Raw genomic sequence first — 15,162 nt, forward strand, 5'->3', positions numbered from 1 at the left:
CGTCAATCCGTGGGGACGAGGGTGACGGCTACGCCGTAAGAGTGTGAATCGCCACCGAGGATGACGCCGCGCAGCGGGCTCACGTCGGAGAAGTCGCGACCCCACGCGACGGCGACGTGATCCTCCTGCGCCACGAGATCGTTGGTCGGGTCGAGATGGACCCAGCCGGCTTGTTCGCCACACCAGACAGCGACCCAGGCATGGCTGGCGTCGGCGCCACGCAAGGCGATCTCATCCTTGGAGTGAACGGTGCGGATGTAGCCCGAGACGTAGCCGGCCGCGAGGCCGTGGGCACGCAGCGCGGCGATCTCGACATGGGCAAAGTCCTGGCAGACACCGGCCTTGCCAGCGAAGACCTCGGCGAGGGGCGTGCTGATATCGGTCGCGCCGGGGTGATATTCGAAGTCGGCCTTGATGCGCGACGTGAGCTCGCGGGCAGCCTCGAGAATCGGCCGACCGGCGGTGAAAGATGGGGCGCCGTACGCACGTAGTGCCGAGACCGAAGGGACGAGCGGCGAGTCGTAGACGAATTCACTCGCCTCGACCGGGACGGGAAAGCCATTGCCGTTCAGCGCAGCACGGATTTCTTCCCAGGAAGGCGTCGACGCCATGGGGGGCGGCTCAGGAAAGCGCACATCGACTTCAGCACGTACTTCTATGTCGAAGCGGGTATGCGGCTTGTCGATGCGGTAGATGTCGATGAGGTTGCCGAAATGATCGACATGCTGTGCCGCCAACGCTGGCACGGGGTCGGTCTCGATGCCGATCGAACTTACCTTCTGGCCGGGAAAGTCGCGGGCGCGCAGATGGGCAATGTGATGCGCGGAGTCGACCGCGCTGGCGTAGGCGTAGGTGGTGCGGTGCGAGAGCAGGTAGCGCATGGGGGTCAGCCGCCGAACGAACCGACAGCTTGCGCGGCCGGTACATGACTGAAATAGGCGCGCGTGATCGCCTCGGAGAGCTGGTCGAGCCGTTGGTCGGCGTCGGACACCACGTCGCGCAGCATGGCAAGGGCCAGCCCTTCGTGGCGCCAGGCCTGCTCGTCGCCGGCGAACTGGCGCACGGTGGCTTCGAAGTCTTTCTCGAGTGACGTCGGCAGCGAGGGCACGCGGACGTGGGAGGCACGCGCCAGATAGGCGAGATGGCCGTTGATGGTGTGGAGCTGGAACATCAACGCACGCGGATTGCTGTCATCCAGCACGACCAGGTCGAGCACCGGCGCGGGCTGGAGCTGGCCGAGATAACGCGTCCGGTAGGTGATGGTGCTGTCGCAGAGTTCGAGAGCGAGGCGCATCGCGGCTTCCCAATCGATCGGCGACTGGATGAAAGGGGTCAGTGCACTATTCAGCACATGCTGCGCACGCTCCAGCCGACGCCCGAGGTCGAGGAAGCGCCAACCTGTACCGCGGGTCATGTTCTCCTGCGCCAGGCCCGACAGCGTGGCGACGAAGCGGACGATCTCGTCGAGCGCGTCGAGCAACGGATCGAGGTTGCCGCGCGCCGCCAGCAGGCGGTGGCGCACTTCGCTCATCAGCGGGCCGGCTGCCGTCGTCATGTCGGCCGAGAAACGATCACGCATGGTGGCGGCGAGACGCTGTATGGCATCGAGCACGGTGGCGAGACCGCGATCGTCAGCCACGACAGTCGCCAGACCCTGCTGGAAGGCGGCGCTGTCGGGCGCGGCCAGCGCGGTCGTGTGATCCATCAAATTGGCCTGTTCGAGCAGACGGCCGAGCAACCGCAACTCGACCATATCACGCGGACCCATGGTGCCTTGCGCGACGCGTATCGCCGTGGTGCGCAGCAGGCGGGCGTCGTTGTCCAGCCGCTCGATATAGCGACCCAGCCAGAAGAGATTGTCGGCAACGCGGCTTTGCAGATCGGCGCTGCCACGCTCTACGGCGAGCTGGTGGAAGCGCCGCATCGGCGGCACCTGGACGTCGGCTGCATCCTCAGCCAGCACCCAGACATCCTTCAGCGTACCGTTCAGCCGTCCCAGCGAACGCAGCGCCGTATCGCCGATGGGTTCGCGTGCCAGTCCACCCGGCAGGACGCGGTAGCTGTCGCCGTCGGCGACCACGAAGGCGCGCAGGACGACGGCCGATGGTGCCAGAGTCTGGCCGTCCCATTTGGGCGTCAGCGATGGCGTCATCGGATATTGCGCCACGAACTGGCCAGGCTGCGCGCGAATGCGCTCTTCCAGCGCCTTGCGGTCCGGCGGTTCGAGCATGCCGACGACGATCGGTTCGCGATCGGCGCCGAGGCAGGGCCGCACAATCATCAGGTCGAGGTTGGCCAGCGCGAAGGTGAGGGCCGAGGGCTCTCCCAGCCACCAGACGTCGAGCGACGGCAGGTCGAGGCCATGACCCAGCAGGCGCTGGCTCAGTCGATCCAGGAAGGGGATCAACGCTGGCGTCTCGACCAGGCCCGAGCCCAGGGCATTGGCGAGCGCGATGCGGCCGTTGCGGGTCGCCTCGACCATGCCGGTGACGCCGAGGGCCGAATCGGCACGCAGCTCCAGTGGATCGGCGAAAGCGCTGTTCAGCCGGCGCAGCAGCACATGGACAGGTCTGAGACCGGCTAGCGTCTTGATCGAGACCTGACCATCGCGGGCCACGAGATCACCACCCTCGACCAGGGGCACGCCGAGCAGCCGCGAGAGATAGACATGCTCGAAATAGGTCGCCGACAAGGAGCCGGGTGTCAGCACCGCCATGTTGGGTTGGGCGACTGCAGCAGGCGCCATCGCCTGCAAGGAGTCGTGCCAGCGGTCGATGAAGGGCCGCAGGTGACGGATCGGGACGGAGCGAAACGCTTCGGGCAGGCTGCGCGCCAGGACACGACGCATTTCGATCGCATAGCCGATGCCCGAGGGAACCTCCGTGTGATCGGCCAGCACGTACCAGCGGCCATCACCCAGCCGCACGAGATCGACGGCATAGTTGGCGAGGTGGCGCTCGGGCGCCTTGCCGTCGGTGACCTGCACGGGGCGCAGGAAATGCTGGTTGGCATGCACCAGCATGGGCGGCAGCAGATGTTCCTTCAGGAGGTGCTGGGGGCCGTAGAGATCAGCCAGCATCGCATCGAGCAAATGGGCGCGCTGGATAAGACCCGCTTCCAGCGCCGACCACTCATCGGGCGCGATCACGAAGGGTAGGGGATCGAAGGTCCAGCGCGGCGCACCGCGATCGTCGAGCAGGTTGACGGTGGCGCCCGATTCTTCGAGCTGCCGGCGCGCACTCTCGACGCGTTCGCTCAGCCCGCCCGGAAGCGAGCGGATGACGCTCAGAATGCCTTGCCAGTGGTAGCGGATCGACTTCTGGCCGGTGACCAGTTCGTCATACGCGCTTGCCGGCGAAGAGATGAGGCCGCGCAACGACTCCATGGGTCCGCGAAAGGAAAATCGACTAGATTGGCCAGAATCGCACGGGGAGCGGGCGAGGTCTACCGCATCAGGCGCGACGCAGATCGAGTGTCAGTGGATGCTCGGGATTGTCGAGCGGGCGCGGTTCGGAAGTGGTGCCGCCGGTATAGCCGATCGGGAAGAAGCGGGAACGCCGGCGGGCCTCAGCCTCGTTGGCGTTGACCGGCACGCGGTCGTAGTTGCGGCCGCCGGGGTGGGAGACATGATAGGTGCAGCCACCGATCGATCGGCCGTTCCAGCTGTCATGGATGTCGAAGATCAAAGGCGCATGCACGCCGATGGTAGGATGCAGAGCATTGGCCGGTTGCCAGGCGCGATATCGCACGCCGGCGACATATTCCCCGGCGATGCCCGTGGCGCGCAGCGGCAAGCGCCAGCCGTTGCAGGCGACGGTGTGGCGCTGATCGTTCAGTCCAGTGACCTTGACCTGCAGTCGCTCGACCGAGGAGTCGACGTAACGCACCGTGCCGCCGCCCCCCGGTTCCTCGCCCAGCACATGCCACGGCTCGAGGGCGTGGCGCAGTTCCAGCTCGATGCCGCGCTGGGCCATCTCGCCGAGGCGCGGAAACCTGAATTCGAAGTGCGGCGCGAACCATTCCGGCGCGAAGTGGTAGCCAGCCTCGGCCAGATCGGAAAGCACGTCGGTGAAATCCTGCCAGACGAAGTGCGGCAGCATGAAATCGTCGTGCAGGCGCGTGCCCCAACGGCTGAGCGGGCGCTCGTAGGGCCGGTCCCAGAACTTTGCGACCAGGCCGCGCAACAGGGCCTGCTGCGCCACACTCATGCGCCAGTGCGGCGGCATCTCGAAGGCGCGCAATTCCAGCAGGCCGCGACGGCCGGCGGCGGAGTCGGGCGTGAAGAGCTTGTCGATGCAGAACTCGGTGCGATGCGCGTTGCCGGTCGCATCGACCAGCAGGTTGCGGAAGATGCGGTCGACCAGCCAGGGCGGTGTCTGGCGGCCCGGCTCGATCTGCCGGAAGGCGATCTCCAGCTCGTGCAGCGCATCGTTGCGCGCCTCGTCGACCCGGGGATGCTGACTGGTCGGGCCGATGAACAGGCCGGAGAAGAGATAGGAGAGCGAGGGATGGTTGAGCCAGTAGCCCAGTAAGCTCTTCAGCAGGTCGGGCCGGCGCAGCATCGGCGAGTCGGGTGCGGAGGGGCCACCCAACACGAAGTGATTGCCGCCGCCGGTGCCAGTGTGACGGCCATCGATCATGAACTTCTGGGCGCCGAGCCGCGTCGTGCGCGCCTCCTCGTAGACGATCTCGGTGCGCTGTACGAGTTCGCGCCAGTTGGTCGAGGGATGGATGTTCACCTCGATCACACCGGGGTCGGGTGTGACGCTGAAGCTCTGCAGGCGTGAATCGCCGCCGGGCGGCGGATAGCCTTCGAGGAAGACCGGCTGGCGCAACTCCTCGGCCGTATCCTCGATTGCCGCGACAAGTTCGAGATAGTCCTCGGTATGCTCGGTCGGCGGCATGAAGACATAGAGGTGGCCGTCGCGTGGTTCGAAGACCATGGCGGTGCGCACAATCCAGGACGGCGATGAGCCGACGCCCGGCTGCATCGCGAGATCCGGCGCCAGGGCGCGCTGCCACGCTTCGCGGCGCGCAGCATCACCGTCGCCGTTGGCATCGGTGGCGATATTACGTTCCTGCCGGCGCAGGACAGGCGCGCGTCGAAAAGCGTCAAGCGGCGGCAGATCGGGATGCGGCGCCATCGGGTCGGGTTCGACGATGAAGCCGGCATCCAAGGGTGCTGCCCATGGCAGCGAATCCAACGGCAAGCGGAAGCCGACCGGCGAATCGCCGGGGATGAGATAGCATTTCTCCGAACGCAGGAACCACGGTCCGCTCTTCCAGCGTCCGCTGTGTCCGTTCTGTGCCTTGCCGTTCTCGCGCGCGACAGGCAGCACATAGCCCACGGCCGATTCGAGGCCCTTCTCGAAGATGCGGGCGAGCCGCTCGCGCTCCAGCGGATCCTTCACTTTCGATTCGTCGACCGTGACGTTGCTGGGCAGCCGCCGCTCGCGCCACAGGTAGTACCAGGTGTCCTCGAAGGCGCCGAACAGATAGCCAGGATCGAGTTGCAGGCGCTGCGCGAAGGCGAGCGCGAAGCGATGCGCTGTTTCAGGCGTGACGTTGGTCGGCTTCGATTCTAGCGCATAGAGATGCGGATTGCGCCAGATCGGCTGGCCATCCTTGCGCCAATGGCAGTTCAGCGCCCAGCGCGGCAACTGCTCGCCGGGATACCATTTGCCCTGGCCGAAATGCAGCAGCGGCCCCTGGCCAAACCGGTCCGCCAACTTGCGGAACAGCACGCCGGCCAGGCGCCGCTTCTCCGGTCCCAGCGCCAGTGTGTTCCACTCGGCGCCGTCCATATCGTCGACCGACACGAAGGTCGGCTCGCCACCCATGGTGAGCCGCACATCGTGCTGGCCGATATCGTGTTCGATCGCCTCGCCGACTTCGAGCAGGCTCGCCCACTGTGCGTCGGTGTAGGGCTTGGTGGTGCGCGGTGTCTCGCGCACGCGCGCCACCGACATCTCGTGCGCGAATTCGACCTCGGCCTCTTCGACCAGCCCTTCGACTGGCGCCGCACTGGAGGGTTCGGGGGTGCAGGCGAGCGGGATATGGCCTTCGCCGGTCAGCAAGCCCGAAGTCGGGTCGAGGCCGATCCAGCCGGCGCCCGGCAGGTAAACCTCGCACCAGGCATGGAGATCGGTGAAGTCGTGCGTCGGCCCTTCGGGGCCGTCCAGCGGCTTCTCGTCGGGCATGAGCTGGATCAGGTAGCCCGAGGCGAAGCGTGCCGCGAAGCCCAGGTGACGCAGAATGGTGACCAGCAGCCAGCCGGTGTCGCGGCACGAGCCCTTGGCGAGGCCAAGCGTCTCCTCGCAGGTCTGCACGCCCGGCTCCAGGCGCACGATGTAACCGATTTCTTTTTGCAGCCGCGCATTCAGCCCGACGATGAAATCGACAGTGCGTTGCGGGCTGCGGTCGACCTTGGCGAGCCAGGCCTTCAGCAGCGGTCCCGGCGGCTCGAGCTTGCGGAACGGGGCGATCTCCTCCGCCAGCGAAGCGTCGTAGGCGAAAGGCCACTGCTCAGCCTCGGGCACCAGGAAGAAGTCGAACGGATTGTTCACCGACATGTCGGCGACGAGGTCGATAGTCACCTCGAACAAGTCGGTCTTTTCCGGGAAAACTAGGCGCGCCAGGTGATTGCCCTGCGGGTCCTGTTGCCAGTTGATGAAATGCTGGGCCGGCGTGACCTTGAGCGAATAGGAGAGGACAGGCGTGCGGCTGTGCGGCGCCGGCCTGAGACGCACGATCTGGGGTCCCAGAGCGACCGGCCGATCGTATCGGTAGGTCGTACGATGATGCAGCGCGACGTGGATGCTCATGACGACCGATGGGCTCCCTCTGAGACTAGCCTAAGCAAGTGACATGCCAGTGTCAGCCGGCCAGTGTCAGCCAGCACGTGTCAGCGGTCTTGTGTCGCCTCCAGCCTCTTGGCGTATTTCGTACCCCAATTGGCGAGCGGCGCCAGCGCCTCGTCCAGCGACGCACCGAGGCGGGTCGCCGAATACTCGACCCTTGGCGGGACCTGATGGAAGACCTCGCGATGGACCAGCCCGCTGGCCTCCATCTCCCGCAGGGTCTGGATCAGCATCTTCTCGCTGATCTCGGGAATCAGCCGCTTCAGTTCGCCGAAGCGGCGCGGCTCTCGGTGCACCTGCCACAGGATCAGCGCCTTCCACTTGCCACCGATCACCTGGAATGCCGGCCCCAGGCCGCAGCTGTCGGGTTTGGCCATCGCCTCCTCCTTACAAACAAAAAGGTAAGTACCTGATAATTTTGTCAGTACTTGTCCGATGTCAAGTGAGGCCCATCTTGCCTTCTATCGAAATGGAGCTTGAGCAAGATGGGCAAGTATCAAGGAAAGAAGGCTGTGGTGATCGGCGGCACGCACGGCATGGGCCGCGCGGTGGTCGATGCGCTGATCGCAGAGGGGGCCGAGGTCGTGGTGACGGGCCGCAACGCGCGCAACGTAGAGGCGGCACGGCGCGAGCTTGGCAAGAAGGCCGAGGTCGTCTCTTCCGATATCGCCGACATGAGCGATATCGCGGCGCTGGCGCTCCGGGTCGCCGACGGGATCGGCCATATCGATTTCCTGTTCGTCAACGCGGGTTACTCGCGGCTCGATCCAGTCGCCGAGGTGAGCGAGGAGATCTACGACCGGACCTTCGCTATCAACACCAAGGGTGCGTTCTTCACCGTGCAGCGCCTGCTGCCGCTGATGTGCGATGGCGGCTCGATCGTCTTCACGACATCGGTTGCCAATGATTCGGGCGCGGCGGGCATGTGCGTCTATGCCGGCGCCAAGGCAGCCGTCAGTTCCTTCGCGCAGGTCATGGCGGCCGAATTGTTACCGCGCCGCATCCGCGTGAACTCGGTGAGTCCGGGCTTCATCGACACGCCGACCATGGGCGTGGTCGAGGCGACGGCGGAGGAACAGGCCGCTTTTCGCAAGATTGGCGATGCCGTCACACCGATGGGTCGCCACGGCACGGTGGAGGAGGTGGCCAAGGCCGTCCTGTACCTCGCCTTCGATGCCACCTTCACGACCGGTTCGGAAATCGTCGTCGATGGCGGTTTGAACCAGCGTCTGTCGATCCTGGGCAATGGCTGAGAGGGGTGTGTCATGAGTGATGTAACGGTCATCGGCCTTGGTGCCATGGGTACTGCGCTCGCCGACGCTCTCCTCAGAGCCGGCCAGTCGATAACGGTGTGGAATCGCACGGCTGACCGCGCTGCGCCTTTGGTGCAGCGTGGGGCCACCCAAGCCAGCGGCGTTCGGCAGGCAGTGACGGCGAGTCCTGTGATCGTGGTCTGCGTCTACGACTACAAGGCTTCGCGCGCGATCCTCGAAGAAGTGGGCGACGCCCTGGTGGGCAAGGTGCTGGTTCAACTCAGTACCGGCAGCCCACTCGACGCCCGCGAGGGCGAGCGCTGGGCCAAGGCGCACGGCGCCGATTATCTCGACGGGGCGTTGCTCGCCACGCCGAGCCAGATCGGCCGGCCCGATACGCCGATCTTCCTGTCCGGCGCCGAAAGTGCCTACCGGAAGGCCGAGCCGGCGTTGAAGGCGATGGGTGGTGGCTTGATGTATCGCGGCGGCGAGGCGGGAGCCGCGGCGGCCTGGGACATCGCGGCCCTTTCCTGCATGTTCGGCGCGATGTTCGGGTTCTTCCACGGCGTGCGCGTTTGCGAAGCCGAGGGGCTGAGCGTCGAGGGTTTCGGCGACATGATGGGCCAGATCTCGCCGGTGATCGGCGAGATGGTCCGCAGCCAGGGCAAGGCCATCGCGGCCGAGGACTATGGTCATCCCGAGAGCTCGATGGAAATCTGCGCCGGCTCGGGCACGCTTTTCCTGCGTCAGGCGCGCGAGGCCGGCATCGGGTCGGAGTTCCCGACTTTTGCCGACGGCCTGTTTCGCCGCGCCATGGCGGCTGGTCTGGGTGAGGAGAAGCTCGCGGCGATGATCAAAGTGCTGCGCGCATAAATAGCAACTAAATGGTTGCCTGTTTCCGTGGGGGTCTCTATAGATACAGGCAACCAGGAGGTTGCATATGACTGATCGCATCGAGAAGTCTATCGAGCTCAAGGCGCCGATCTCGCGTGTCTGGCAGGCATTGACTGACCATGCCGAATTCGGCTCGTGGTTCGGCGTCCAGCTCGAAGGGCCCTTTGTACCAGGCCAGGTCGCCCGCGGGCGGATCACCCATCCCGGCTACGACCATCTGACGATGGAGGTCGTGGTCCAGAAGATGGAGCCGGAGCGGTACTTCTCCTTCACCTGGCATCCCTATGCCGTCGAGCCCGACAGGGACTACAGCGGTGAACCTTCGACCCTGATCGAGTTCAGGCTGGAGAAGACGCCGACGGGGACGCTGTTGCGTACCTGCGAATCGGGTTTCGACAAGCTGCCGCCCGAGCGCCGCGATCTGGCGTTCCGCATGAACGAAGGCGGCTGGACCGCCCAGATGGAAAACATCGCACGGCACCTCGAACATGCCGCGTAGCGCTGCTGCCACGGCGCTGAAGACCAATGCCTCGATCTTTGCGGCATTAGGCGACGAGACACGGCTCGCGCTGCTGGCGGAGCTGACCAAGGGGGAACCGCAATCGATCACGCGGCTCACCTCGAACACGCGGCTGACGCGACAGGCGGTGACCAAGCATCTGCGCGTCCTCGAAGAGGTGGGGGTGGTGCGCTCCGAGCGCAGTGGACGCGAGAGCCTGTTCGAGCTGCAGCCCAAGCCGCTGGTCGATGCCCGGACCTATCTCGATCACGTTTCGCGGCAATGGGACAATGCCCTGGCGCGGCTGAAGGCGTTGGTCGAAACCAGCTAGTCGGGCAACGGGTACGTTTCGGACCGCGGATCAATGCTGAGGTGGTGTATGGGCCTCCGCCGCCAAGGTCCGATATGCTCCGGACCATGAGCAGAACCTATTTCGATCTCACGGGCAAAGTTGCCCTCGTCACCGGCGGCAGCCGCGGTCTTGGCTATCAGATGGTGAAGGCCTTCGCGCAGCATGGCGCCGATGTCTTCATCACCAGTCGCAAACTCGAGACCTGCGAGAAGGTCGCGGCCGAAGTGCGCGCCATAGGCCGCAAGGCGGCGACCTATGCTTGTAACGTCGCCAACTGGCAGGAACTCGACGGGCTGGCCGATGCGGCCTACGCGGCCTTCGGCAAGGTCGACATCCTGGTGAACAATGCCGGTTCCTCGCCGCTGGCGCCGTCGTCGCTGGAGACGCCGGAGCAGCTTTTCGATCGCATAATCTCGCTGAACTTCAAGGGACCGTTCCGCCTGATGTCGCTGGTCGGCAGCCGCATGGCGGCAGGCGAAGGCGGCTCGATCATCAATATCTCGAGCGCCGGTGCGCTGCGGCCGCGGCCACAGATTGCGCCCTATGCCGGCGCCAAGGCGGCGCTCAATGCCATCACCGAGGCGTTCGCCTTCGAGTACGGGCCGAAGGTCCGCGTGAACACCATCTCGCCCGGCCGCTTCCTCACCGATGTCTCCAAGGCATGGAGCGATGAGCACAAGCTCAATCCGACGGCGGCGCTGAAGCGCAGCGGCCTGCCGGAGGAGATCGTGACCGCCGCGCTCTATCTCGCCTCGAGTAAATCGAGCTTCACCACCGGATCTCTGGTCCGGGTCGACGGAGGGATTGCCTGATGAAGATGAAAGCTGGAGTCCTCACGGTCTGCGGCGCGCCGCGGCCTTTCGCCAAGAGCAAGCCCATTCATGTCATCGAGGTCGATCTCGATCCGCCCGGCGAGGGCGAGGTACTGGTCAAGGTCGGCGGTGGCGGGCTCTGCCACTCCGACCTGTCGTTGATCAACGGCGACCGGCCGCGGCCGGTACCGATCGTGCTGGGCCACGAAGGCTCGGGCGAGATCGTCGAGGTCGGCTCGGGCGTCAACGACGTCAAGAAGGGCGACCATGTCTGCTTCACCTTCAATGTGAGCTGCGGTCGCTGCCGGCGCTGCCTCGAAGGGCGACCCTATATCTGCGAGCGCTCGATCAGCCCGCGCGCAGCCGGTCAGCTCCTCTCCGGCCATCACCGCCTGCACCATGACGGCAAGCCGGTGCACCATCATTCCGGCGTCTCCTGCTACGCCGAATATGCCGTGGTCGATCGCGGCTCGGTCGTGGTGATCGACAAGAGCCTGCCGCTCGACGTGGCGGCGCTGTTCGGGTGCGCTGTCGTGACCGGCGTCGGCGCGGTGATCAACACCGCGCAGATCCAGCCCGGCAGCACGGTCGCCATCGTCGGCTTGGGCGGTGTGGGCTTGAGCGGCCTGATGGGGGCAGTGCTGGCGGGCGCCGGCCGCATCGTCGCCATCGACCTTTCCGATGACAAGCTCGGCCTGGCGCGCCAACTCGGTGCTACCGACACGGTGAACGCCAAGGATGCCGATCACGTGCAGCAGGTGCGCGACCTCACCAATGGCGGCGTCGATTACGCCTTCGATCTCGCCGGCACGATCAAGGCGATGGAGACGGCCTATCTCGTCACGCGCTGGGGCGGCACGACGGTGACGGCCGGCCTGTCGCCGATCGCGGCCGACTTCTCCTTCAAGCAGAGCATGCTGGTCAGCGAGGAGAAGACCATCAAGGGTTCCTACATGGGAAGCTGCGTGCCGGTGCGCGACATCCCGCGCTTTATCGCGCTCTACCAGCAGGGCAAGCTGCCGGTGGACCGCATGGTCAGCCAGCGCATCGGCTTCGACCAGCTCAACGAAGGCTTCGACCGCCTGCAGGACGTGGCGACGGTGCGGCAGGTGCTGGTGCCGCACGGATGAGCATTGCCGTCGCCGTCGAAAGCCCCTTGCAGGATGACGTTCGCGAACTCGTCGCCGAGTTGAACGCCACCCTGCTGGAGCTGACGCCGCCGGAGTTCGTGTTTCACATGACCGTGGAGCAAATGGCGGAGCCGGCGACGACGGTTTTCATCGCCCGCGACGGCGGCAAGGCCGTTGGCTGCGGGGCGCTGAAGCGGCATGAGGACAGCATCGGCGAGGTCAAGCGCATGTACACGCGACCATCGCATCGCGGTCGCCGGATCGGCGCAGAAATCGTGCAACGCATCGAGGCGTTGGCGCGCGAGAAAGGCGTGAAACGTCTGGTGCTGGAAACAGGCGACCAGCATCCTGCCGCCTGGACCGTCTATGAGCGGGCCGGCTTCACGCGCTGCGGGCCGGTGCTCGATTACCCCGACTCGAAGTGGTCAGTGTTCTACGAAAAATCTCTCTAGCGGATTTCGAAGCCGAGCTTGGCCAGGGACGCGCGGATCGTCTCGCGGCCGTTCATCGACTTGAGAGGGGCCAGGCGGTTCAGCACACGCTGGGTCCAGGTCGCCGCCTGGAGTTCATGGCGCGCCGAGAACCGGCTCATTTCGGCGTCGTACACCTTGCGCTGGGTCGCCTCATGCGTGGCGTCGTAGCGCTCATGGTGCAACACGGTGCTCTGCGGCAGGCGCGGCTTGACCTCGCCCTCGCCCTTCTCCGTCGCGTAGCCAACACAGAGGCCGAACACCACGAACGACTGGTGCGGCAGGTCGAGCAGCTTCGCGACCCGGATTGGGTCGTTGCGCATGGCGCCGATATAGACTGTCCGCAGGCCGATCGACTGGGCGGCCACCACGGCGTTCTGCGCGGCAAGCGCTGCATCGATGCAGGCCACCATGAAAGTCTCGAGCCACGGCATCGTCTCGAAGGCCGTCTTCTCGGCGTCCGAGATGCGCTGGTTGCGCGACATATCGGCGACCCAGGCGATGAAGAGCGGGCACTGCTCGATATGCTTCTGGCCGCCGGCGACCTCGGCCAGCACCCTCTTCTTCTCGGGATCGGTTATCGCGACCGCCGACCACCATTGCATGTTCGAGCTGGTAGCGGCCGATTGCGCGGCGGCAATCAATGTCTCGAGTGCACCTGGTGGCAGCGGGTCGGGCTTGTAGGTGCGCACCGAGCGGTGGTCGAGCATGACCGCGATGGTCTCGTTCCACGGTCCCGCTGGCGGGATCGCATCGGCGCCATAGCGGCGTGTCAGGGCCTCGGTCGTGTCAACGGGCGGAGGTGTCAGCGAGTCCATGGGGCGTGCTCTGTGGTTTGGTCCGGGTGATGGCGGTGACCAAGGCAAGGAGGATGAAGCCCGCCACGATCATGAAGATGGCGCGTGGTTCGTGCTGGTCCATCAGGAAGCCGAAGAGCAGCGGCGCCACCATACCCCCGAGATTGAAGCCGGTGCTGACGAAGCCGAACACCTTGCCGAACGAGCCTGGAGGCGTGACGGCGCGCACCATCATGTCGCGCGACGGCTGGATGATACCGTTCAGCAAGCCGCCCACGGACATCAGGACGATCAACGCTGCAGCCGGCATGTTCACCCAGGCCATCAGGATCGCCATGGTCGAGGTGCAGGCAAAGCCCACGGCGGCCACACGCTCGTGATGGGGCGTGCGGTCGGCGATGATGCCGCCGACCAGCACGCCGAAGGCGCTGCACAGTAGGAAGCCGGAGAGGGCCACGTTGGCGACCGAAAAGGGCGTGCCGTGGATCTCGCCCATGCCGACCACGGTGAAGGTCTGGATGCCGCCATTGGCCATGGCGAGGCAGAAGAAGAACAGGAGATTGCGCAGGACTGGCCCACTTAGCAGCAGGTCGAGGCCGACCTTGGCGCCGCCGGCTGCGGCCTGCTGGCCGGGCTTGTGCGAAATCCGCGGCAGGACGCTGCCGGCCACGATCAGCAGCATCGCCGTGGCAAAGGACAGGCCCGCCGCGACCAGGAAGCCGCCGCGCCAGCCCCAGATCGCCGCGCAGGCCAGAACCAGTGCCGGGGTGATGCCTGAACCGAGGTAGCCCGCGAACGTGTGGATCGAGAAGGCCTTGCCGATCCGCCGGTGATCGATGGTGGCGGAGAGGATGGAATAGTCGGCCGGGTGATAGACGGTGTTGGCCAAACCCAGGACGCCGTAGGCAATGACGAAGGTCCAGTAGCCCGGCAGCATCGCGGCGGCGACCACGGCGACCGTTCCCAGGAGAAGTCCGCCGGTCAGCATGGCGCGCGGCCCGACGCGGTCGACCATGAAGCCGGCCGGTGTCTGCAGGAGCGCCGACACGACGTTGAAGGCCGTCAGTGCCAGACCGATCTGGATGTAGCTGACGCCAAAGGCCTCGCGCACTTCGCCGAACAGCGGCGGCAGCAGCATGATGTGCACATGGCTCACGAAATGCGCGATGGCGATCAGGGCGATTACCTTGATCTCGCGGCCGCGCTCGCGATCCGTGCCGACGCTCAGCGGCACATCGAAAGGGTCACTCGTCGACGACATTGACGCTCAAAGTCCCGATTCCCGAAATTTCCACGTCGACCTTGTCGCCGGGCTTCATCCAGAGAGGCGGCTTGCGGCCGGTCCCGACGCCGTCGGGGGTGCCGGTGGCAATGATGTCGCCCGGCTCCAGCCAGGTCACGGTCGAAAGATACTCGATGATGGTGGCGACATCGAAGATCATGTGATCGGTCGTGTCGTGCTGCACCACGGTGTCGTTCAAGCGCGTCGTGAGTTCCAGCCGCTGCGGATCGGTGATTACGTCGGTGGTGACCATCCAGGGGCCGAGGGGGCCGGTTGCCGGGAAATTCTTGCCCGCTGTCACGGAATGCTTCTGGAAGTCGCGCACGCTGCCGTCGAGGAAGCAGGTGTAGCCCGCGATCACCGAAAGGGCGCTGGCACGCGAGACATGGCGGCAGCGCTCACCGATCACGATCGCCAGCTCACCTTCGAAATCGAAGTCGATCGAGGCGCGCGGCCGCACGATGTCACCGCCGTGCGCAACGAGCGTGTTGTGCAGGCGCGAGAAGACGCTGGGTTGGGTTGGCACTTGTCGGCCGACTTCACCAACGTGGCTTGCATAGTTGAGGCCGATGCAGAAGATCTTGTCGGGATCGGGAATGACCGGCAGCAGCTCTACCTCGTCGAACGGCAGATCGGCTTTGGCATCCTTGGCCGCCGCCGCAAGCTCATCGAGTCCCTTGGCGGCAATCGCCGCACGCAGGCTCCGCCAGCGGGCACCGGTACGCTCGGAGAGATCGACAATGCCGCCGTCAACGGCCGCGCCAAACTTGGGCGAGCCTGCATGGCGAAAGCTGACAAAACGCATCGGAAGAC

At 65.4% G+C, this 15,162-nt stretch carries 14 protein-coding genes; 7 read left to right on the plus strand and 7 right to left on the minus strand.

All coding sequences use genetic code 11. The features are described from left to right. Positions 1-2 precede the first annotated feature (2 nt). From EPO50_RS15175 to EPO50_RS15190, 4 genes are all read right to left on the minus strand, one after another. Positions 3-881: a transglutaminase family protein gene (locus tag EPO50_RS15175; RefSeq protein ID WP_296345411.1), complete on the minus strand. Its 879-nt coding sequence runs from the start codon at positions 879-881 to the stop codon at positions 3-5. A 5-nt stretch (positions 882-886) separates the two neighbouring features. Continuing rightward, positions 887-3,385, minus strand: coding sequence for a circularly permuted type 2 ATP-grasp protein (locus EPO50_RS15180; RefSeq protein WP_296345413.1), 2,499 nt, complete (start codon positions 3,383-3,385; stop codon positions 887-889). A 67-nt stretch (positions 3,386-3,452) separates the two neighbouring features. After that, entirely contained in the window at positions 3,453-6,824 is a 3,372-nt protein-coding gene (locus tag EPO50_RS15185) for a DUF2126 domain-containing protein (protein ID WP_296345415.1), read from the minus strand. 80 nt (positions 6,825-6,904) lie between these two features. Further along, complete coding sequence (locus EPO50_RS15190; RefSeq protein ID WP_296345417.1) at positions 6,905-7,237, minus strand: helix-turn-helix domain-containing protein; 333 nt, start codon at positions 7,235-7,237, stop codon at positions 6,905-6,907. Positions 7,238-7,345: 108 nt separating this feature from the next. On the opposite strand from EPO50_RS15190, the gene EPO50_RS15195 reads away from it, so the two are divergent. From EPO50_RS15195 to EPO50_RS15225, 7 genes are all read left to right on the plus strand, one after another. Beyond that, entirely contained in the window at positions 7,346-8,113 is a 768-nt protein-coding gene (locus EPO50_RS15195; protein WP_296345418.1) for an SDR family oxidoreductase, read from the plus strand. A gap of 12 nt (positions 8,114-8,125) precedes the next feature. Then, on the plus strand, positions 8,126-8,986 hold the full coding sequence (locus EPO50_RS15200; RefSeq protein WP_296345420.1) for an NAD(P)-binding domain-containing protein: 861 nt from the start codon (positions 8,126-8,128) through the stop codon (positions 8,984-8,986). Positions 8,987-9,053: 67 nt separating this feature from the next. After that, positions 9,054-9,506, plus strand: coding sequence for an SRPBCC family protein (locus tag EPO50_RS15205; protein ID WP_296345422.1), 453 nt, complete (start codon positions 9,054-9,056; stop codon positions 9,504-9,506). Continuing rightward, positions 9,496-9,837, plus strand: coding sequence for a helix-turn-helix transcriptional regulator (locus EPO50_RS15210; protein WP_296345424.1), 342 nt, complete (start codon positions 9,496-9,498; stop codon positions 9,835-9,837). The genes EPO50_RS15205 and EPO50_RS15210 overlap by 11 nt, the downstream gene beginning before the upstream one ends. An 86-nt stretch (positions 9,838-9,923) precedes the next feature. Then, positions 9,924-10,670: an SDR family NAD(P)-dependent oxidoreductase gene (locus EPO50_RS15215; protein ID WP_296345426.1), complete on the plus strand. Its 747-nt coding sequence runs from the start codon at positions 9,924-9,926 to the stop codon at positions 10,668-10,670. Then, positions 10,670-11,800 (plus strand): zinc-dependent alcohol dehydrogenase family protein, encoded by a 1,131-nt coding sequence (locus tag EPO50_RS15220; RefSeq protein ID WP_296345428.1) that lies wholly within the window; start codon positions 10,670-10,672, stop codon positions 11,798-11,800. The genes EPO50_RS15215 and EPO50_RS15220 overlap by 1 nt, the downstream gene beginning before the upstream one ends. Continuing rightward, positions 11,797-12,252 carry a GNAT family N-acetyltransferase gene (locus EPO50_RS15225; protein ID WP_296345430.1) on the plus strand — a complete coding sequence of 152 codons (456 nt, stop codon included), beginning with the start codon at positions 11,797-11,799 and terminating at the stop codon, positions 12,250-12,252. Before EPO50_RS15220 ends, EPO50_RS15225 begins: the two co-directional genes overlap by 4 nt. On the opposite strand, the gene EPO50_RS15230 is transcribed toward EPO50_RS15225, so the two are convergent. From EPO50_RS15230 to EPO50_RS15240, 3 genes are read right to left on the minus strand one after another with little or no spacing between them, the layout of a single operon-like run. Beyond that, positions 12,249-13,088, minus strand: coding sequence for a nitroreductase family protein (locus tag EPO50_RS15230; RefSeq protein ID WP_296345432.1), 840 nt, complete (start codon positions 13,086-13,088; stop codon positions 12,249-12,251). The genes EPO50_RS15225 and EPO50_RS15230 overlap by 4 nt on opposite strands. Beyond that, entirely contained in the window at positions 13,060-14,328 is a 1,269-nt protein-coding gene (locus EPO50_RS15235; RefSeq protein WP_296345434.1) for an MFS transporter, read from the minus strand. Before EPO50_RS15235 ends, EPO50_RS15230 begins: the two co-directional genes overlap by 29 nt. Beyond that, positions 14,312-15,154 (minus strand): fumarylacetoacetate hydrolase family protein, encoded by an 843-nt coding sequence (locus EPO50_RS15240; protein ID WP_296345435.1) that lies wholly within the window; start codon positions 15,152-15,154, stop codon positions 14,312-14,314. The genes EPO50_RS15235 and EPO50_RS15240 overlap by 17 nt, the downstream gene beginning before the upstream one ends. Positions 15,155-15,162: the final 8 nt, after the last annotated feature.

Source organism: Reyranella sp. (genome assembly GCF_004297405.1).
Taxonomy (GTDB): Bacteria; Pseudomonadota; Alphaproteobacteria; order Reyranellales; family Reyranellaceae; genus Reyranella.

Bases quoted from the DNA above. Each gene is read 5' to 3' on its own strand.
- EPO50_RS15220 (WP_296345428.1), top strand. From the start codon at position 10,670: ATGAAGATGAAAGCTGGAGTCCTCACGGTCTGCGGCGCGCCGCGGCCT.
- EPO50_RS15205 (WP_296345422.1), top strand. From the start codon at position 9,054: ATGACTGATCGCATCGAGAAGTCTATCGAGCTCAAGGCGCCGATCTCG.
- EPO50_RS15185 (WP_296345415.1), bottom strand. From the start codon at position 6,824: ATGAGCATCCACGTCGCGCTGCATCATCGTACGACCTACCGATACGAT.
- EPO50_RS15180 (WP_296345413.1), bottom strand. From the start codon at position 3,385: ATGGAGTCGTTGCGCGGCCTCATCTCTTCGCCGGCAAGCGCGTATGAC.
- EPO50_RS15190 (WP_296345417.1), bottom strand. From the start codon at position 7,237: ATGGCCAAACCCGACAGCTGCGGCCTGGGGCCGGCATTCCAGGTGATC.
- EPO50_RS15215 (WP_296345426.1), top strand. From the start codon at position 9,924: ATGAGCAGAACCTATTTCGATCTCACGGGCAAAGTTGCCCTCGTCACC.
- EPO50_RS15175 (WP_296345411.1), bottom strand. From the start codon at position 881: ATGCGCTACCTGCTCTCGCACCGCACCACCTACGCCTACGCCAGCGCG.
- EPO50_RS15200 (WP_296345420.1), top strand. From the start codon at position 8,126: ATGAGTGATGTAACGGTCATCGGCCTTGGTGCCATGGGTACTGCGCTC.
- EPO50_RS15195 (WP_296345418.1), top strand. From the start codon at position 7,346: ATGGGCAAGTATCAAGGAAAGAAGGCTGTGGTGATCGGCGGCACGCAC.
- EPO50_RS15230 (WP_296345432.1), bottom strand. From the start codon at position 13,088: ATGGACTCGCTGACACCTCCGCCCGTTGACACGACCGAGGCCCTGACA.
- EPO50_RS15240 (WP_296345435.1), bottom strand. From the start codon at position 15,154: ATGCGTTTTGTCAGCTTTCGCCATGCAGGCTCGCCCAAGTTTGGCGCG.
- EPO50_RS15235 (WP_296345434.1), bottom strand. From the start codon at position 14,328: ATGTCGTCGACGAGTGACCCTTTCGATGTGCCGCTGAGCGTCGGCACG.
- EPO50_RS15210 (WP_296345424.1), top strand. From the start codon at position 9,496: ATGCCGCGTAGCGCTGCTGCCACGGCGCTGAAGACCAATGCCTCGATC.
- EPO50_RS15225 (WP_296345430.1), top strand. From the start codon at position 11,797: ATGAGCATTGCCGTCGCCGTCGAAAGCCCCTTGCAGGATGACGTTCGC.